The 20,028-nt window shown below is 35.2% G+C and carries 17 protein-coding genes and 3 pseudogenes; 6 read left to right on the top strand and 14 right to left on the bottom strand.

The window, feature by feature from the left end:
* Positions 1-56 precede the first annotated feature (56 nt).
* From RE409_RS30130 to RE409_RS30095, 8 genes and pseudogenes are all read right to left on the bottom strand, one after another.
* Entirely contained in the window at positions 57-1,526 is a 1,470-nt protein-coding gene (locus tag RE409_RS30130) for a CoA-acylating methylmalonate-semialdehyde dehydrogenase (RefSeq protein ID WP_201225657.1), read from the bottom strand.
* 1,394 nt (positions 1,527-2,920) lie between these two features.
* A complete protein-coding gene (locus RE409_RS30125; RefSeq protein ID WP_260398231.1) occupies positions 2,921-3,055 on the bottom strand; it encodes a hypothetical protein in 135 nt (44 codons plus the stop codon).
* A gap of 577 nt (positions 3,056-3,632) precedes the next feature.
* Positions 3,633-3,812, bottom strand: a complete 180-nt coding sequence (locus tag RE409_RS30120; RefSeq protein ID WP_056521479.1) for an IDEAL domain-containing protein — start codon at positions 3,810-3,812, stop codon at positions 3,633-3,635.
* 441 nt (positions 3,813-4,253) lie between these two features.
* Entirely contained in the window at positions 4,254-4,880 is a 627-nt protein-coding gene (locus RE409_RS30115) for a hypothetical protein (RefSeq protein WP_201225658.1), read from the bottom strand.
* Entirely contained in the window at positions 4,864-5,352 is a 489-nt protein-coding gene (locus RE409_RS30110) for a hypothetical protein (protein WP_201225659.1), read from the bottom strand. Before RE409_RS30110 ends, RE409_RS30115 begins: the two co-directional genes overlap by 17 nt.
* Positions 5,353-5,771: 419 nt before the next feature.
* Positions 5,772-5,906 (bottom strand): annotated as a pseudogene (locus RE409_RS30105) (HU family DNA-binding protein); the annotation flags it as partial.
* A gap of 219 nt (positions 5,907-6,125) precedes the next feature.
* Positions 6,126-6,995 (bottom strand): cation diffusion facilitator family transporter, encoded by an 870-nt coding sequence (locus RE409_RS30100; protein ID WP_201225660.1) that lies wholly within the window; start codon positions 6,993-6,995, stop codon positions 6,126-6,128.
* A 463-nt stretch (positions 6,996-7,458) separates the two neighbouring features.
* Complete coding sequence (locus RE409_RS30095) at positions 7,459-8,289, bottom strand: DUF2935 domain-containing protein (RefSeq protein WP_201184471.1); 831 nt, start codon at positions 8,287-8,289, stop codon at positions 7,459-7,461.
* A 521-nt stretch (positions 8,290-8,810) separates the two neighbouring features.
* Here RE409_RS30095 and RE409_RS30090 point away from each other — a divergent pair.
* Positions 8,811-8,993, top strand: a complete 183-nt coding sequence (locus tag RE409_RS30090; RefSeq protein ID WP_056521496.1) for a YolD-like family protein — start codon at positions 8,811-8,813, stop codon at positions 8,991-8,993.
* Between the two features lie 147 nt (positions 8,994-9,140).
* Here the strand turns inward: RE409_RS30090 and RE409_RS30085 are convergent, their stop codons facing one another.
* Positions 9,141-10,667, bottom strand: coding sequence for an MFS transporter (locus RE409_RS30085; RefSeq protein ID WP_201225662.1), 1,527 nt, complete (start codon positions 10,665-10,667; stop codon positions 9,141-9,143).
* Between the two features lie 701 nt (positions 10,668-11,368).
* On the opposite strand from RE409_RS30085, the pseudogene RE409_RS30865 reads away from it, so the two are divergent.
* Positions 11,369-11,640, top strand: a pseudogene (locus tag RE409_RS30865) (hypothetical protein).
* On the opposite strand, the gene RE409_RS30075 reads toward RE409_RS30865, so the two are convergent.
* Positions 11,566-12,186, bottom strand: a complete 621-nt coding sequence (locus RE409_RS30075; RefSeq protein WP_201184477.1) for a recombinase family protein — start codon at positions 12,184-12,186, stop codon at positions 11,566-11,568. The pseudogene RE409_RS30865 and the gene RE409_RS30075 sit on opposite strands and share 75 nt — an antisense overlap.
* A gap of 472 nt (positions 12,187-12,658) precedes the next feature.
* Here RE409_RS30075 and RE409_RS30070 point away from each other — a divergent pair, with 472 nt between their 5' ends.
* Complete coding sequence (locus RE409_RS30070; protein WP_201225663.1) at positions 12,659-12,856, top strand: hypothetical protein; 198 nt, start codon at positions 12,659-12,661, stop codon at positions 12,854-12,856.
* Positions 12,857-13,308: 452 nt separating this feature from the next.
* Here the strand turns inward: RE409_RS30070 and RE409_RS30065 are convergent, their stop codons facing one another.
* From RE409_RS30065 to RE409_RS30055, 3 genes are all read right to left on the bottom strand, one after another.
* Complete coding sequence (locus RE409_RS30065; RefSeq protein ID WP_201225664.1) at positions 13,309-13,677, bottom strand: hypothetical protein; 369 nt, start codon at positions 13,675-13,677, stop codon at positions 13,309-13,311.
* Positions 13,678-14,022: 345 nt separating this feature from the next.
* Complete coding sequence (locus RE409_RS30060; protein ID WP_201225665.1) at positions 14,023-14,256, bottom strand: YczI family protein; 234 nt, start codon at positions 14,254-14,256, stop codon at positions 14,023-14,025.
* 938 nt (positions 14,257-15,194) lie between these two features.
* The gene (locus RE409_RS30055; protein WP_309559645.1) at positions 15,195-16,430 is read right to left on the bottom strand and encodes an IS110 family RNA-guided transposase; all 1,236 of its coding nucleotides are present in this window, start codon (positions 16,428-16,430) and stop codon (positions 15,195-15,197) included.
* 596 nt (positions 16,431-17,026) lie between these two features.
* Between RE409_RS30055 and RE409_RS30050 the strand changes: the two genes are divergently transcribed.
* The 3 genes and pseudogenes from RE409_RS30050 to RE409_RS30040 form a co-directional block, all read left to right on the top strand.
* Positions 17,027-17,995 (top strand): hypothetical protein, encoded by a 969-nt coding sequence (locus RE409_RS30050; RefSeq protein ID WP_201225667.1) that lies wholly within the window; start codon positions 17,027-17,029, stop codon positions 17,993-17,995.
* 254 nt (positions 17,996-18,249) lie between these two features.
* The gene (locus RE409_RS30045; protein WP_201225668.1) at positions 18,250-18,432 is read left to right on the top strand and encodes a hypothetical protein; all 183 of its coding nucleotides are present in this window, start codon (positions 18,250-18,252) and stop codon (positions 18,430-18,432) included.
* A 195-nt stretch (positions 18,433-18,627) separates the two neighbouring features.
* A pseudogene (locus RE409_RS30040) lies at positions 18,628-19,196 on the top strand (transposase); the annotation flags it as partial.
* A 19-nt stretch (positions 19,197-19,215) separates the two neighbouring features.
* Here RE409_RS30040 and RE409_RS30035 read toward each other — a convergent pair.
* The gene (locus RE409_RS30035) at positions 19,216-19,698 is read right to left on the bottom strand and encodes a CBO0543 family protein (protein ID WP_207198916.1); all 483 of its coding nucleotides are present in this window, start codon (positions 19,696-19,698) and stop codon (positions 19,216-19,218) included.
* Positions 19,699-20,028 lie beyond the last annotated feature (330 nt).

Here is a 20,028-nt window from a genome sequence, read left to right as displayed (position 1 = left end):
TCTGGCCCGTATCTAAACGGACCAGACTTCATTTATTTTCTATGGGATTTATACGATTACTTCACGTAGCGTGCAGTCACCATTTTTTTTCGAGTGTAGAACTCCACACCGTCTGTCCCGTTTGCATGAAGGTCACCATAGAATGAATCTTTATATCCAGAGAATGGGAAGAATGCCATAGGTGCGGGAACCCCCACGTTAATGCCCAGCATACCCGCATGAATTGTTTCACGGAACTGGCGTACATCAGCTGCACTGTCTGTATATAGGCAAGCGCCATTAGCAAGAGCGGATGCATTCGCAATCTCAACGGCCTCTGTTAAATCTTTCGCACGGACTATGGAGAGGACCGGAGCGAAAATTTCATCTTGCCAAATTTTCATTTCCTGTGTTACATGATCAAAAATCGTAGCCCCAAGGTAGTAACCATTTCCACTTGCGGCCTCGTCTTTACGGCCGTCACGTACAAGGGTCGCCCCTTGCGCTACACCGGATTCAATATAGCTAATAGTCCGTTGCTTAGCCCCTTCCCGGATAACTGGTCCAAGAAAAACGCCGTCGTCTAGGCCATTACCGATTGTAATGGTATCTGCAGCCTTTTTTAATTTTTCAACTAACTCATCCGCTACACATTCTTCTACTACAACAACAGCAGCTGCCATGCAACGTTCACCAGCTGAGCCGAAAGCCGCACTTGTAATTTCTTTTGCTGTCATATCAAGATTGGCATCTTTCAAGACAATCGAGTGGTTTTTTGCTCCTGCAAGTGCCTGAACGCGCTTCAAGTTGGCCGTACCTGTTTTATAAACATATTCAGCAACTGGTTGTGAACCAACGAATGAGATAGCTTTCACATCTTTATGTTCAAGAAGCCCGTTTACCACATCATGTGCGCCATTTACAATGTTCAATACACCTTTAGGAAGACCCGCTTCCTCAAACAGTTCAACAATACGTGCTGCAAGAAGTGGTGTACGCTCAGATGGCTTTAACACGAATGTATTGCCACATGCAATTGCAAGTGGGAACATCCAGCAAGGGACCATCATCGGAAAGTTAAACGGTGTGATACCGCCAATTACACCGATTGGATAACGATACATACCCGATTCAATGTTTGTCGCAATATCTGGAAGCTGTTTGCCCATCATAAGTGTAGGTGCACCCGCGGCAAACTCCACACACTCGATGCCTCGCTGTACTTCACCGATTGATTCTGATAAACTTTTTCCATTTTCGATGGTAACAAGTTTCGCAAGTTCCTCCCAATTATCTACTAGGAGCTGCTGATATTTGAACAATATGCGAGCTCTTTTTGGAACGGCTACCTGCGACCATTTTTTAAACGCTTCATTCGCAACTTGAACTGCACGATCCACATCTTCTTTAGTTGAAAGTGGCACTTCGGCAATCGCCTCACCAGTTGCAGGATTAACGACGATCTCCGTTTGCTTTGAGGTGGATTCAATCCACTCACCATTTATGTAGTTTTTTAATTTTTTAACCTCATGTGTTACTGATGACATGCTTTTTTCCTCCTTGTTTTTTCGAAATTATCAGTCTTTTGTGATTAAAGGTTAAATGAAATCGATTTCATTTAACTTTAAATACCATCCGCATTTTAATTCTTTGTCAGGTTTTTTTAGACCAAACAAATAGATCTCTTACTTTCAACGGTAATAGTTTAGTAGTTATAGACTCAATTTGTAATAAGGCTAGTAATGAAATCGATTTCATTATCTTCTAAATCTCTAATTGAAAAGAAAGCTTCCAAAACTCAGATCGGTTACTATTGATTCAAAATCCTAATAGCCTTATTAAATTACCTTTTCTTTTTTTGAAGCAAAATATAAGAATCATTGCGACATGACTATAATTACCTCAAGCGTTTAGACACTTTATCTCCTGAATACAGGTTGCCTATACGGTAAATCGAAAAATGAAATCGATTTCATTTACTTTATAAGGAAATACTACAATGAATTTTTTTCCTTGTAAACACTTTTTTGTATTTTTTTAAACAAACATCCTCTTTTTGTCGATTCAGAGGACCGATAACTAAAAGGAAATTAAGTATGAATACTTAGAGTACCATGACATCTATATGGAGATGAATTCGTAGGTAAGGACTATCTTGATTGTGTTGTATACAATTGCACGATGTAAAATCCAATCTCGATATTGATATTTTCAAATACTAATTTACTAGGTTCATTTACCTTGAATATTCTGCTCTTTTAAAAAACATCACCAGCTGCTCCCCATGCTTTCCCAATTCACTAATTAAGCTATACCCTGATCGAACATATGGTGTAGTTCAAATCAATCCTCCTGGATAAAATCCATTATCAGAACCTTTTCTCCTCCATTTTTTTAAATTCATCCTTATATAAAGCTTTCTATCTACATGACTTCTAATCTCTAAACTTCTTATTAATGTTCTGTTCTTACAACATAGGGCATAGAGCATGCTGAAAAACTTGCTAATAAGTGAACACAAAAAGTACTATAGCAGGAGAAAGAGAATCGATTAGGGATAACAAGAGCCAAACCTAATCTGAGAAAAACAGTGTTAACGAAATAAGGCAATTCATCAGGAAAGCTGATATTTTAGTGAAGGTAAATCTATTGTTTGGATCCCTCCATTCCTTTGTTTTTTTATTTATTTTAAAATATCTTTCTAAATTTCAATGGCTGATCATTTTTTAGAATTCCCTTAGGGTATATTTTTGCTGAAAATAATGAAATAAACGAATGCTAATTAACATAATACTGTACTAATTCCTGCTAAGAATAACATAAGACCAGGGGATGCAATCTAAATAGGTTCATGCATCCTTAACCAAGAATCAATAATAAAGAAAGTGACCCAGGAAGTTTAAAAGCTTTTCCTGAGTCACTATTTCCTGTTGCTTAATTGTTATTGATTTCTTTTATCTTTAAGACTTTTGGGGACATAGTCATTAAGTTTGTTAAATAAAGAAGTAAGGTAGGAGTTGAGTTCAAATCGATCTTCCTGAACAAATTCGGCTAACGAAACACCATTTTTTTTCATTTCTTTTCCCCCCTTCGCAACTTCCATTTCATCTTGATGATGCACAAACTCTCATTCTCTTATACCGTCAAATTGCTTTTCACAAATTTACCCGATTTTCAATTAATTATTATTTTTGAGACAGCCATCTATTGCTATCTTAATTCATATCCTTACAATAAATATTTACAAAAATTAGTGAAACTAAAAGATCATTATGAAGATAGACCCTACCTCGGTCTACTTACCCCATTATGGTTCCACACCATTTGATTATCATAATTATACAAGAAAGCGCTTACAATGTAAAATGTTATAATACTATAGATTCCTATTTACTTAGAATGTTTCTCATAATAAAATTTTATGTCCATCCAAACTGAAGGTAAAGGAATATCAAATAATATTTAACCTCACCAGCTTTTTAAGTGCGACTGCGCTTCTTTTTTATTTTTTCTTGCCTTGTTCCTTAATGGATATTTCAATATTCCTACTATAAACTTTAATAATCAAACCAATTCAAGGATTTCTTACATTGTGAGCCTTATTTTTTATAAAAAAATTTCTGTATGCGTTTTTACTTTGTGCGTACAAAAGTTTAAGAAATACTCTTTAATTCATCTGTTAAACGAATAAACTCTTCCTTATTACGCATTTTCAATGATTCATCGATTTTTTTTTCAATTTGGGCTTTCCTGTAATCGCTGAGAGCCTTTTTTAAAACCATTTCAGCCATCACTTCAGGTTCTAGTGGTGTTCCAGGCAATTGCTTCTCCATACGAAACCAACTCCTTAACCTTTTTTCTATTATACTAAGTAACTTGGAGATTATTATTATTAATTAAATCCTTGTCTTCCCCCCTCTTTTCTATTTGCTTATTCTCATGATTCCCATGTAACCACTCTTCTATACATAAAGATTACTAATTTTATTATTTTGAATACAAACAAGTTAAACCTTAGTCTTAATTCTAATTCGACCTTCAATATTTTATGAGGTTTGAGAATATAAGTGGTGGACTTTTCCCTTTTTTGAAAGGATTCAAACTAAGAAAAACATTACTCCAATATGTACGGTCAAATGAGCTTGAACAATAAAGTAACCTACATAAATGATTTAATGACCCATTTATTCTTTCATTCAATGTGTATAAGTCCATAAAAAAAAGGATAGTGGTTAACACCTATCCTTTTTTCATGATTGTCCTCTGCTCTCTCATTAAAAATAATCCTCATAGTTCAATAAAATGGCCTTCATGGTTTGACTGGAGTTTCCCTTTTCTTTAATTCTTTGTAGAAAGTCCATAAACAAAATCACCAGTAAATCCTCGACAGTGAGTTCTTCATCCATTAAGTACGGTGATATGTCATGAAGAAAGACCTCTCCCCGGTAAATCTCTGACTCCTTGATCCGAAGTGTAATCTCCGCTTGTTTTTCTTCTGATGTTACCTCCATCTCTTCTTCCCTTTGCTCAAAAGAGAAAAGATTGGTTGTCACCTGTTTCAACACCCTTTTTTCGATCATCGGGCGTTGAAGAAATTTTTTCTTGGAAGAAATCAAAAAGGAACATAGCTGGTCATATTTGGCTCCTTTTTTCACTTGTTCCAGAAAATCAAAATACAAGAGGGCAATCAGGTGATACAGTGTCAAATTTTGAGGCGCCTCTTCAAACAAGTCCTTAATGTCTTCAACGAATACCTCACCTCTCAAATATTCATAATAGGGTACCACAATCTGTAGATACCTATATTTAGGCAATAGGTAATCTAAAAAACCCTTTTTTTCCTTAGTCCCATAAAGCAGCTTGTTCGATAGAAGACTGAATTGACTATAGGATTTCTTCAACGGAACCCCCTCTTTCCAGCCAGGAAACAGCATGATGGATCATGAAATAAACGACTCTACGATCAGAAAGATCCTTCAAAATCGCGATTTCATGTAAGCCCCCTTTTTGACCATATTCCGTTTCCAATAGGTAGGTATGCATATATTCCTTCGTGTCTTTGTAATCCATAACATAATCCACATCCCTCCACCTTGCTAGTCCAAACCGCAGCAACAAAGTATTACAGGCCGTTTGTGTCAAAGGCTTTCCCGTCTTTTGATGATATTTGGGGCTTAATGCTTGGCAAAGCGTCCGGAGCTTGACCTTCATAACATAATCTACAGGGAATTTAATATCATGCTGCTTGTCCTTTCTCACTTTTCTCACCGACGTTATTTGATGTGATGGATTTTCCAAAGATTTTTTTTGAATAACTTTTTCTTTAGGATTCGTTTTCTTCCATTCATTGAAAAAAGGGTTCAAAGACGACATCCCCTCCCTCCTCTCTCCTCACATTCTGCAAAAATGGGAAAATACCTTAAGGTCACTTTGTCAGTTTTCCACTTTACTAACAATATAGTGGGGAAAAGCAAGCATTAGAACCGGATAAAGTATGAATTCCCTTTTCCATGGTCATACTATTTAGCAAGAATATTAAATTGCGAGGGATATAAAAATGAAAAAGATTAAGAAGGATACAGAGACAAAGAAAAAATTTGCGAAATTATTGGAACAGGCAGGTAAAAAAGCCGGAGGGAAAATTGTAAAGGTAAAGATTAAGTAAAGTGATAATAAATTTCAAAAGTACACTTAAATAAAAAATTACATAAACAAAAAAACTCTGGTGACTATATCATCTCCAGAGCCCTTTTCACGATTATCATTAAATAAATTTATTTAACAGCTTCTTTTTATTCCTTACCTGCTTTAAAAGCGGGAACTTTTGAAGTTGCAATATGTATTTCTTCTTCTGTTTGTGGGTTTCTATCCGTTCAGGCTGCTCAGTCGCGCACTTCAAATGTGCCAAATCCAACTAATTGGATTTTCCCCTCACAAGACATCCACTGCTTTTTTAGTTTTGCTTGTTTTGCCACACAGTTTTTTCAATCGTTTAACGCCTTCAACAATTTTGTCCGATCACTACATTATATGAGTCTCAAAAAAGGGGGAAAACCCTTCTAATCATCATCCACTATTGTCAAAAGATGCCCGACTACCACACAGTAAAGTACCATACAATTTGTCACTTCTTAATAATCGGCTTTTTAGTTCGGTTCTACATGAATATGAACCTCATAGACATCGTGTTCGGTTTTTAATACATTTTCAACCTTTGTAGAAATGTCATGTGCATCTTTAATTTCCAAAGTAGAATTAACGAGAATAACAGCATCTACAACAGTATTATTACCGTAATTCCTTGCTCTGATATCCTTAACTCCTTTTACACCAAAGGTATTAAGAATGGTTTTTTTATAAGTTTCTATCAGTTCTTCATCGAAACCATCTGTCAAATTAAGTGAAGCTTCTCGGAAAATATCCCAACCAGTTTTACAAATCAATAGACCTACGATAACAGCTGCTACAGGGTCAAGCCATGCAAGGTTAAATTGAGAACCAATAATTCCGACTACCGTACCTATACTTACCCAGGCATCTGAAAGGTTGTCCTTTGCTGCAGCCATTACTGATTGACTATTAATTTTCTTCGCCAAATTCCTATTATATCGATATACGAAATATATAACTATTGCACAGAACATGCCTGTCCATGCTGCGATTAAATCAGGAGATTCTTTTCTTCCCTCGAATACCGAAGAGATAGCTGTATATAAAACTTGAATACCAACAGCCACCATAATAAAAGAAGCAACCATCGATGCTACAGTCTCGGATTTCCAATGACCGTATGGATGGTTCTCATCAGCCGGCTTTTGTGCTATTTTCAGACCTATTAGAACTGCGATCGAAGCAATGATATCAGTCAAATTGTTTAGCCCATCTGCTTTTAAAGCTTCTGAGTCTGCTGAATAACCTATAAATAACTTTGCAGCAGATAAAAATATATAAGTGCAGATACTAAGGATAACTCCCCGTTCACCCATTTTTAACTCATTATACTTCTGTTGTTCCATGGCTACCCCTCCAAATATAACACTTGATTATATTACCAAGCATTAAGTGGGTGGGTCTATAGCAATCTTTTGTTGTTAGTCCATAGAAATAACATCTGTCAAAAAAAGTTTCCTTAAGCAAACACGGTAAAGGTCATTATTTCCTAATCATATTTTTTACTTTAGTGGATTTTTTCTTTAATACCTATGGAAGTACTTCTTATAGTTGTAAATCCACACGAATCAAAAAAAGGGGAAATTCCTCCCCCTTACCCTTACTGCAACTTCATCAATGATGGTTTTATCCAAACTTCAACTTTATATTTGCTTCAAAGATCGACTGTTATCGTTCAAATTGGTTGATTCCTTCATCTCTATGATGAATTTCCCTACATAATCTTCTTAATCAATATAAGACAAAAAAAAAACGCTAGTTCTTAATTAAGGAATGAATTTTCCATACATTTGTAACTTATTTAGGTTGCTATTTTTCTTCCATCAAATGTGCTTCAAACATATCAATAATTGCAAGGAATCGTTCGGCTTCTCGGAAAACATGATCCGCCAAAAGAGGATGGATAATACTCTTAATTTTACATTCCTCAATTAGATCCCGGGCAGTTTTCTTAAAATCTCGCAGTGATACTACAGACACTCGATTCTGATCAAGAAACTGATCCAAGAGAGGAACGGTCTGTGATTGTGGTTTCATAGACTCTAAATCAGTAGCCTGAAAGACCAATTGATCAAAATCATTGCTAAAGTTTCTCGCCATATCTACAAGCTTTCTTTCCGATGGGTCAAGTAAGTGTCCAATAAATTTAGCGTGGTCGGCCATTATTCTTAAAAAGAAAACATTCTCTTTAATGATAGCATCAGGTAGTGGTTTCAATTTCCCTTCGTTTAATTCAATTAATCTTTTTCTAAAATAATTGGCTTCTCTACTTGTATGATCCACTAAAAGAGGAAAATTGTTTGCTCCTGGTAATTGACAGGTTAGTATCAGTCCTAATACTTTTCGCTTAAATGCGAATATACCTGTTGCAGCCTGTTGGACTTCCGAATTAAATCTTTTAATTTGTTCTGGATCGGTTTGATTTGTAAATGAATGTGATTGCTGTTCAATCCTTTCAAACAATCGATAAAACTGATTAGCTTCTTCAATTAACTGTGTATCTTCACATCTAAATCCTAGCCTAAGAAATAAAGAGTGTTCTTTCATAATTCTTGACCAAAAACGTATTTCATCTAATGAACGCGCAACAAACATTCCAGATGCTATTCTCATATTAAATTCTTGTGAATTCTCAGTCATAGCTAAATCCCCCTTAAAAAAAACCATCTTTCAAATTTTATTAACCGGGAGTCATAAAAAGACCTAAGTAATAATACGAATCAATTGTTAGAGTCACCACCAATAATCTGAATATTCTAATTTAAATTAGTCGTTTTCTCTGAATGTATGAAAAAAAATTACGGACAAAGAATTGTTCGTGAATCGTTGAGTCAGCTTAAAATATTATTAATTATTAACTAGAAGGTGAAAGCCTCTATACATAGAAGTAAGCCTTTGTTTCGTTTAACAAAGGCTTCATTTTGATGAGTTTCTTCTATTATTTATTGCTACTTTGAAGGTCAATCTATAATATAATGCATCCTACAGAAAATGATAATTTCACACAACGTTCATATATAGATGAAAGCGTTTGCAATTATTGGTGTATACTATATGTTATACAACCGATTATTACACTAGCTTTCTTACTATTTATCATAAATAATGGATTGCTAGCATAAAAATTACTTTTATAAACCAGACAGGAAGGAGATGATCAAATGATATTAAAATCATTGAAAAAAAATGGCATAATGACAATCACTTATTTTAAAGATGGGTTTTTAGAAACTTGCAAGGGCCATATGTATAAACTGAACCTTTATGAACAAACCCTGTCCTTAACGGATAAAAATCAAAATATTTTCTCCATTCGATTATCTCACATCAAGGAAATACATTAATTTAGGTACAAACGAGATTTGAGGAAAACCAAGGACTTTAAGAAAATCCCTCTTGATTGGCTGTTCGAAATATTATTAATCCTAACATAAAATCGAGTAGGAGGGGGTTAGTCGCCCCCTCCTACTCGATTTTTAATAGTTAACAAGTTAAGAAGCGTTCTCCTTTTCGGTTGGATCCTCAGGCCATACATTTTCATAAGCATAACCAGTCAGACTTTCAACAACTTCTTTCGTTTTTGGATTAACGTCTGCTTTAGAACCATTATTTTTTAAACGATCAATTTCATCTACTAAGATTTCATGTGTTTTTTTATTTAATTTGAAAGTGAAAGCTATGCACATTGAAATTACTAGCAACAGTGAAGTCCCAATCACTAACGTATATACGATAGTATGAATTGCTTCAGGTGTTTGTGTTGCTGATCCTTCGACAAAACCACCATATTCTAATAGAAGACCAACAGCCATAGTAGCAATTGCTACAGAAGATTTTCTAGCAAATGTCATAACTGCAGCAAAGAGACCTTCACGTCTTTGTCTTGTTACGATTTCATCGATATCCGGAATAAATGGGAAAACATTCCACGGAGTGAATTCCAATATACTTCTACCAACTTGATAAATCCCAGCAATTATAAATAACAAAACGATCATTGAACTTGGTTGAGTTAAATAAATAACATAAAATCCAATTAAACATAAGATCATTATAGAATAAGCTACTTTAAATAAATTTGCAGGTCCCACTTTAACAATCAAAAATCCTGCTAAGATTGTCACCGGTATACCAATGATGCTTAATGAAAGTAAATTAGCACCAAGTGTAGAAGATGTACCTAATGCAAATATACAGAAATATATGAATACTGTATTAAATACATCTTTCCCAGTAAATGAGAAAAGATAAATTCCTAAATGTTTTCGGAAACTCTTGATTTTAAAAGTTGTAGCAAATTCCTTAAGCACAGAACCAATGGCTTTTAATGTTTCACCAAATCCTTTAGTCTCATTTGCTTTTTCGAGGATTACTTTTTCTTCCTCAGGTGAAAACTTATTTTCCCATGATGATTTATACGAAATAAATATACAGATTGCAAATAGTATAGCAAAGAAGGCACCGTTAATTAAGTAAGCGTTGGCATTGTTATCTCCAAAATAAGCAATTAATTGCCCTGGAACAAAAGTAGCTAAAAACGTACCTGTACCAGAAAGAAACATTCTTGATGTTGACATTTTAGTTCTTTCTTTAAAATCTTTTGTCATTTCAGAAGGTAGTGTTTCCCAAGGGATTAATACCATCGCTGCAATTATTTCGAATAGTAAATAAGTGAAAAGATAGTACCAGTAGTTCATTCCTGATACCCATAATAAAACATAAGTAAGCATTAATGGTGAACCGATTAATAGGAAAAAGCGACGTCTACCGAACATTCTACCTAACTTATACTTAAAGAAATTATCTGATATACTTCCAACAAACAAAGCGATAACTGCATCGACAATGCGAGCAATGGCAATGATAGAAGCGGCTTGTACCGGTGATAAACCAGCAAACGTTGTAAAGAAAAATAGTAGCCAAGCTCCAATAATGGTAAAAGCCCCACCACCCATTATGTCTGTTAATCCAAAACCGATACTAGTACGTAATGTAACTTTTCTATCTTTTCTAGACATGGATATTCCCTGCTTTCTCTTCTATTCTGGTTGCAAAGATTTTGATAATAAAAACGCTTACAATACGATTCTGATAATTACAATTAAAAAACTTTAAACGCTTACATTATTGACTTAAAAAATGTAAGTAGATAATAAATTTGTAGTAATTCATATGTTAATGTAAAAAAATTAAAGCGAGTGAATCACTTTTGAATATTAGTTTGTTTATTAAACAAACTAATAAGTAAAATAATGATAACGTTTTATTATAGTTGCGTCAATTATAAAATTAAAAATTAAAAATATTTTGTGATTTTGTTTTAAGTGCATGAAAACACCGAAAATTGGTTTCTTGTGTAAAAACTCCAAGATAATTGCAATTAATCTCTAAATCATGAACACACTGATACTATTACTCTAAAAAAGGTGCGTGATCAGTATGGGGAAAAATATTAATTCAAATGGAAACATTATCAGTCTGACATGATTTTATTAACAGTGAAATGGTATGAGGTACAACTTGAGCTTTCGTAATTTAGTGGAGATGATGGAAGAACGCTTATCGATGGCTCACACACCGATTATGCGTTGGGGTTCATCAATATGGACCGGAATTAGATGAAAGAGTATGAGTACGACGTCATCTTAAGCCAACAAATGACTCCTGGAGAGTCGATGAAACCTATATCAAAGTAAAAGGTCAATGGTTGTATCTGTACGTGCAGGGGATTCCGAAGGAAACACGATTGATTTTCATTTCAGTAAAACAAGAGACAAAAAGACTGCAAAGCACTTCTTCAAGAAAGCTTTGCGGTCTTTACATGTTTCTAAACCTCGCGTCATTACGGTGGATAAGAGTCCTTTTTTTCTATCAAATCATATTTGCATCAGAACCGCCTTTAACGAGTTTCTTCTATTATATATTGATAATTTGAAGGTCTCTCTCATATTCCTTAACCAACTTATAAAAAGTCGTCTTTTTAACGCCTAATTCCGCCATAGCTTTAACGGCTGTCATCTCTCCTGCTTTCCAAAAATCATAGACTTCTTTAAACTCTTCCGTTACTTGTGCTTTCGGTCGGCCGAAAGGCACACCGTTTTGCAAAGCCACATCAATTCCTTCACGCTGCCGTTTTCGAATACGGTCCCGTTCCTCTTCTGCCATCCAAGAAAGGATTTGTAAAACTAGATCTGCAATGAAAGTCCCTAAACTATCCTTAAATTGAGTTGTATCCAACAAAGGCATATCCATCACAACGATATCTGCCTGGATATTTTTCGTGATGTCATTCCATTCTTTTAGAATTTCTTCCTTGTTTCGTCCAAAACGATCGAGTGAATGAATATATAGGACATCCCCTTTTCGGATCATCCGTTTTAATAGTTGATATTGTTCTCGTTCAAAATTTTTCCCACTCTGTTTATCCATAAAGATATCTCGTTCATCAAGCCCCTTTTCTTTCATTGCCTGAAATTGTCGTCCTTCATTTTGATCTTTGCTGCTAACTCGAATGTATCCAAATTTACGAATATCCATTTTTTTCTCCATCTTCTGCTTTTCTCTTATTCTACCAAAAACGTTCGTAAAAGTGTATATAAATACACGAACGTTCGTAAAATGATTTATAACTTTAATGAACGTTAAAACAAGATGATTTTGCATAAAAAATAACCGTTCGTAAAAGTCTACTTTTACGAACGGTAGCAACAATGCTATTTTATACACTAAGAGAATTCCAACCTAAAAAGTCGATCTCCTCTACGTTAAGGAATCGACTTTTTTTACTTTTTCTTAATAAACTAACGCACCCTTTAGCTGAAGAAGAAAATTATATTGCTAACTGGGGTTTGAAAATGGAGACAATCCCTTAGTTTAGGGATTGCTCCCTGCTGTTGATTAGTAGCTAATCACCTAATCACCTAATTTTAATAAAGATAAGCTCTTTCCTAGATATAGTCCATAGTATGAAATAGGCTAGACATTCTCCCACAAAAAAGTAGGTGAAAACATGAATCCAGACATGAGAGTCTGTATGCCTCATCATTATGGAACAGGATATATGCCATATCCTTACTATGGAACCCATTTGGGATACGGATACCCATCTTATGGAATGGGGTACTATCATCCCCACCATCCCCACTATCATCCTCATTATGATCCTTATCCTCATCATATGTTGGCTCCTGCCGTGCCTTTTCGCTAGGATTTTAGGAAGTACCCAAACTAAAAACCCCTTGGACGCCAAGGGGTTTTAACTTGTCCGTTTTATACGTCTATGCATGATTTTATACATCTTTGATGTATCACGTTTTTAGCTTCTGAAGAAGCCTGGCAGCTGTATAAAAAAGTGGTGGTTTATACAATTCTTGTTCAACTAAACTGCCCCGTTAGTTCAATAAGAAAAAAGAGTTGCGTATGCAATTTTTTTTGCAGAACGTGTGCCAGTGCAGTTTTTTTGAACATCGTTGAAAGCCTTGTTATATCTAGGTTCAAACGATTGTGATAAAAAGCTGTATAGGAATAGAATAAAGAAAAACACTTAAAACATTGATATGACAACGTTTTAAGTGTTTTGTTGTATCAACAAACTTTGATTTGGGATTGGTTTCTCAGCTGCGTATGTATAATTATTCTTATTATTTTTTTCAAAGTAAGCTACTCACCTGTGTGTGAATCCATAAGCTTTCCTGTCTTTAAATCGTAAATTTTATAATCCATTTCCCACATACGGTCTTTGGTCACCGTAATCTCACAGTAATAAGGAATTGATTTGCCATAAGCATCAAGGTCAGGAATCTCCATGAAACTAAATTGTTCGTCTGTATTAAACATATTGAAAGTCGAATCAGAAGAACGACCAGATGAAGATATTTCTATCGTACATTTTCCAATAACAACATCAAAGTCTTTCGTTATTACATCTTTTAGACTTGGAATGGTCATCCATAAAAGCAGGAGTCCCACTAGAAAACCGCCCAGCATTTTAATAGTCTGCCAAAACTCAATTTCTCTCTCTATATACATATGAATAAAAAATATCACTGTGAATATAACTAAAAACACACCTAAACCAAATAAAAAATAATAAATTAAAATAATAATCCCTTCCCTACAATAAATAATTACTATATTTACGTTAATTCAATTATAAAAGTTTCAAAAGTTATCATTATAACCTTTCCAAAGCGAGATTTGATATGTTCATTTCCGCTCATAGCAACATTCAATATAGTTATGGAATTTATAGTTTCACTTTTGTATATCTGTTTAAAGTAACTTTCTACTCCTTCATATTCAACTAAACTGCCCCTTTAGTGCCATAAGAAAAAGGCTGCCTCAGCAACCCCTGTTATTGAACTAAAGCACCCGTTAGTTCATTAAGAAACATTGGATTGATACAAATAAACTAAATATAAATACAACTATACTTAGCCAGCCGTAACCTTTTTGTCCCTTTTGAAATTCTCTTAATCCCATTACCAACATCGTTAAACCTAAAAACAACATCATATATGGTTGAAACTTAAAATCCCCAGTAATCAATCCATGTCCTGCAAGTGCAGTGACTGTTATGGATAAAATTATTTGCAAAAACTTTAACAATTAAAAACCTCCTTTAACCAAATTGATTGTTAAACTATCCTGCCCCGTTAGTGCCATAAGAAAAAGCCGCCTTAAAGACAGCCCCGATCTTAAGCTAATGCACCCGTTTGTGAAAATCTTAGAGAAAAATCACAATAAATAGTAATCCTACACCAATAAGAACTCCACCTATCAACTCAAAGTTATCCAATAATAAGAACAATTTACTTTTATTTTTAAAATCGAATGAAAGAATCCTTTTTCTTAACCAAAATCCAAAAATGAAAATAAATAGAAATGAAAAAAGAAGTAACATTGGATTATTTTTAATATAGAGTCACTCCCATTTTTTACACCTAGCAGTAATTACTAAATAATACTGATTGATTTTGTACTCATTCTTCATTGGAATAACTATACACTAAAATAATACCTTCTTGAACTAAACTGCCCCTTTAGTTGCACAAAGAAAAAGCAGCCATAATGACAGCTCTGATCTTCAGCTAACGCTCTGTCTTTGCCTTAAATAATATAAACCACGAGCTAAGTTGAAAAGGGAATAAGTACCAAAAAGGATTGGGAAAGCTTTAGAATTTTGAAAAACTCTAAAAGAAACTAAAGCCAAAATAAGAAAAAATAGAGTGAAGATAAAACTTTGTGTATATCTGGGAAGCTTTTTCAAAAGTAAATCACCTCTTTCTTACTTTACCAATAAATGAAAGATTAGTGAATCTCATAATACAGTGCTTCTAAACTCTATATTCATAAAAATTACTTATTAATTTATTACGTCACAGTTCGAACACACTACGCTTAATGAACTAAACCAGCTAATAGTTTGTCAACATTTTTCAATAAAAACTTAAAATATTTCATGCTATACTAAAAATATGCATGCCAAATAACCTACCTAATTTATATTTTTGGGAGGTTTTTCATTATATAGTTATATTTTTGAACTAAGCTATATCTTGGAAAGTTGAGTTATTTTGTAATAGTGCAAAAATCCATTGTAGAAGCTTATTGGCACATGCTATCACAGCTACTTTAAAGGGCTTTCCTTCTTCACTTTTCTTATCATAGAACTCTCGTAATCTCTTGTTCCGAGGGATGATTTCATCTGTCGTTTTCTTCTTGCGACAATCACGAATGGCACAACGAACTGCCATATATAAGGCATGTCGTAGTCTACCAGAACCTCTTTTGGTAATTCGATTTACTGAGCCTTTAAATTTACCTGATTCAAAGATACTTGGATCAATTCCGGCAAATGCCACTAGTTTTTTAGGGTGATTAAACCGATCAATCTCTCCAATTTCAGAAATAATCGTTGTAGCGATTTTTTCACCGATACCAGGGATGGATTGGATAATCTTATATTCTTCAATTTCTTTTGCCAAAGCATTTATCTCTTCTTCAAATTTGGATAGGTGCTTTTGGTATTCTAGAAGCATTTTTATATACATCTCTAGGCTTAAAATGTGACTCTGATATAAAGTTCTCTGAAAAGGATTTCGAGCTGAGGCAGCCATAAGTTTCTCTGCCTGTGTAATCGCCCACTTTCTAGAACGACTTGGACAAAGTTCATTAATCCTATTTGCTACAGTTTCTTCATCGACTACTGATATGTCTTCAGAAGTAGGGAATTCTAATAGAGTAAGCAAAGAAACAACCGAATACAAATCTCCAAAAACCCCTCTATATTCAGGAAATACTTGATCAAGAACAGCCTGAAACTGTAGTTTTGTTTGTACATAGATACCTGTTATATTTGCATGTTGTCTTGAAAGATTACGAAGATTTAAGAGTTGCATCCCTCGTTTTTTATAAGGCTCTAAATCCTCTTTATAGTACAGCTCGCAGAGGTGACGTGCATCGATTAAATCTGTCTTTACTTTCCTTAAACTAGAGCTCTTCGCACGATAAGAAATGAGTGGGTTAACGATAATTAATAAGTAACCTCTCTCCTCAAAATACTGTACAACGGGCGTATGATAATGCCCAGTAGACTCTAAAACGACCGGAGGTCGAATTCCTGTTACGTTTTCTATCTCTCTAAGATATTGGTGTAAGCTCTCTAGTCCTTCAATGGTATGTGCTACTTTAAAACTTCTTTTATAAGGCTTCTTTTTATCCAAGAACGCTTGAACCTGACTTTCACCTTTCGCTACATCCAGACCAACCACTGGATTCATTTTTTATCTCCTCCAAAAACATAATATTGCCGGTAACCCCTAATCCTTCTTGCAGTATCATAGCTTCGCTTGTTATACGAGATCTTGGTCCCAACCAGCCAAATCATGTTTAAGCAAGTAGGGGGCGAACTGTTTAGTTGACGGGGTCCAAGCCCCACGGGCAGGAACGTTCTACCCCGGCTACCGTTATCATATATCGATATAAAAATTGTTCAACCAGAAATAACTGGCTGACCTTTATAATACGAAAGGGGCAGGATAGTTCAAGAAGAATTGACACAAGAAGGTCGTCAATGAAGACGATCTTCTTGTGTCAATTTTTTAGAATAAGGGATTTTAAATTGGAATATTATGTTAAAATCAAAGCGAACAGAGCAGTTTTTAGGGTATTGATGGTGAGAGTAATGGGGGAAATGATTATCTTCGTGAATAGTCCTATGATTCATTAAAACTAAAACAGTTTAAATTATAATTCTTAAGGGGTGTTTATTTATAGTTATAAATAGAAATAAAAATGAGAGTTTAATTGGAAGCGCTCTGTTCATTGTAGAGGTAGAGATTTACGAACTCACTGGTCTGGCGGCCGAGGTGACCTCATGACATTAATGAAAAAGCAGCCAATTTCACATTTGATGAAGAAACGTAGATTTTGGGGTTATGGTGCCGCTATAGCGGTAATGCCTTATCTGTTAATCAAAATCGCCTGGACTTTCGGTCTCTTCATGCCGACCGAACAAATGGGCGACCCAAGTTGGCGCACTGCAAACGCAGTAACAATGGTTCTAGCTGCAGTTGGTATCCTGTTAGCATTGGCGTTTAGCATGACATGGGGTGAGCGACTGCCCGCCTGGTTGGTTGCCTTGCCCGTCTGGGTAGGTACTGGTTTACTTATTCCTATGCTGTTGCTGGCACCTGTGCTTGGTCCTGCTGCTATGATACGCGATCAGCAGGCAGGAGCTGCCAACGTTTGGGTATATGAGCAGATTTTCGTAATGGTCTCACTGGTTGGAGTCGGCATCTGCCTACCTTTCGCCTTAGCTGGATACGCTAAAGCGCGTTGGCCTGAGGCATTTACTGATCCAATCGACATTGAATTACTCCCGGGCAACAGCCAGAAACTGCATATCACCTTGGCTAGGCTTGTCGCGGTTGGCTGTATCCTGCTTGGATTTATTAAGCTATTCTGGGCGATTGGTGGAACTATTGGCATCAACCCAGCTATGTTGGATAACCGCGATTTATGGTGGCACCTATTGTCGTTGAGTACCGGTGTGTGGGCCTTCGCGGGGGCGTGGGGTTTGTTGGTACTGACCACCCGCCGCGGGTCGAAGAGGTTCTTCCCTCCTATGGCAGCAGCATGGATCTCGTCGGGAATGCTGTTCTCTTATAACCTCTTTAACCGCTTGTCCGCCACTCGCCCAGATGCACAACCTGCTCTAGAGTACCCACTTGCATATGTACTAACCACCGAGTTAGGTAGCGTCTTGGGAGTGATGATGGGAATAATTATCCTGATGGTACTGCACGACCGCCGGAGAGCAATGCGCAGTTCTAGAAGTAATTAATGTTCCTAATATTGAATTATATTTATAAAAAGAAAATAAATTAAATGAAAAGCCCCCAATTTGAGGGCCTTTTTATACATTATCATACATTCAAAATTAAAGTGAAAAAGCATCCTTAATGAACTAACAGGTGCGTTAGTTGAGAACCGGGGCTGCCATTTGGTGGCCTTTTTGCTTAATGAACTAAAGGGGCAGGTTAGTTCTACAATTCATTTGCTTTTTTTGGTAATATTGATAAAGGGTGGTGAGGAATTATGAAAAAGAATTATACGGTTTTCTTTTTACTTTTGTTTATTGTAGCTATTTCTAGTGGTATGGCACTTAAAAATTATTTCGACTATTCTATGATTATTGGAGTTGGTTTAGCGACAGTATCTTTATTAGCTGCTGGGTTTTCGCTTGGAAAAAGGAACAAGGTAAATAATTCATATCATTAAATTGATCGTTAAGCTAACGCGTGCTTTACATCAATAAGGGAGGTTGCTGAAGCAACCTTTTTTATTTTGTGAAGAAATGTACTTAAACTAACGGGTGCGTTAGTTCTATAAGAAAAAATTAAAAAAGTCGATTCCTTAACGTTGAACTGCACCCCAATTGTTAGACACAACTAACAATTGGAGGTGCAGTTTTTTATGGCGAGATTTTCTTCAGAAGAAAAAATACAGGCAGTAAGACAATATATAGATGGTAATGAGGGAGGACAAACAATTGCTAAATCTATTGGTGTTCATCCGAGTTTACTCCATCAGTGGATTAAACAATTTGCACTTTTTGGTGATGATGCTTTTGAAAAACGCTATACAGCCTACCCCGCACAGTTTAAACTAGATGTACTCAATTATATGAACGAACACGGGACGTCTATCAGGGAAACAGCGGCGATTTTTAATATTCCATCTTATGAAACGCTTCGAAAATGGAAAGTTGCTTATGAATCAGAAGGATTTGATGCCCTACAATCAAAGAAAAAGGGGCATCCATCCATGAAAAATAGAAATAATAAGACATCAAATACTCAAGTACCCGATGAAGGATCAATAGAGGCTTTACAGGCGGAGAATGAACGTTTACGTATGGAGAATGCCTATTTAAAAAAGTTGAATGCCTTAGTTCAAAACAAGGAAAAATCACCAAACAAGACAAAGCACAAGTAGTCTATGAATTAAGGAATACATTCCCGGTGAAAGCACTTATACAGCTAGAACTAACTAACGCACCTTTTATTTGAATAAAATAAATTTACGGACTAATTTGTAATAACCATAAATTATTAAATAAGCCATCAGATAACTGACCGCAGACCAATATATATTCCATTCATCCCGGTATTCTAATTTACCTAGTAATACAATTAAAAGTTCCAAAAAACTTGTACCTAAGGTAAAGACTAAAAAAGTAATTAGAGTAGACATTTTTTTATAATGAATACTACAAATAAATAAACAGCTCAGTATAGGATAAATACCTAGATCATAGGGAATTGAGGGTAACGATAATTCTCGAAAATTTTTATCCAACTTCCAAAAATAGTTAAATCCAATCTCGTTTATTAAAGAGGCTACAGCCACACCAATCGGATAAAAAGTAATGAAAAGCCTTGTCTGATTTCTAAACAAATAAACCCCTAGTACCCAAGGAAGTATAAAACCAACAATAATATGAAAAAGCATATTTACCCCTTTTGTGTTTTTAATCTTATACAATTATCCTGTCCTTTAGTTGAAGAAGAAAACAACATAATCACTAATAGCGCCAATTCAATAAGGAAGAATATAAAGTAATTGAATGGATAAAAATATTAATGAGTATCCCTAAGTACTCCGGAAAAAAGCCCTTCTCATATAGAGAGTGGCTTTTTTATTTAGGCTCATTTAAAAATTAATATTGATAGTTAAACAAAAGAAAAAGGACCTAAATTTGGTCCTTTGTATGTCTTCTTCAACTAACGCACCCGTTATCTCAATAAGAGGTACCTCCAACATTTTATCCTATGAACAGAGATGGAGACTATTGTGTCATTTTCCTAATTAGAG

The sequence above is a fragment of the Peribacillus sp. R9-11 genome, assembly GCF_031345095.1.
In the GTDB taxonomy this organism is placed as follows: domain Bacteria; phylum Bacillota; class Bacilli; order Bacillales; family DSM-1321; genus Peribacillus; species Peribacillus butanolivorans.
The sequence above is the reverse complement of the archived record's forward strand: the minus strand, read 5'-3'. Positions and strand labels throughout refer to the sequence as shown.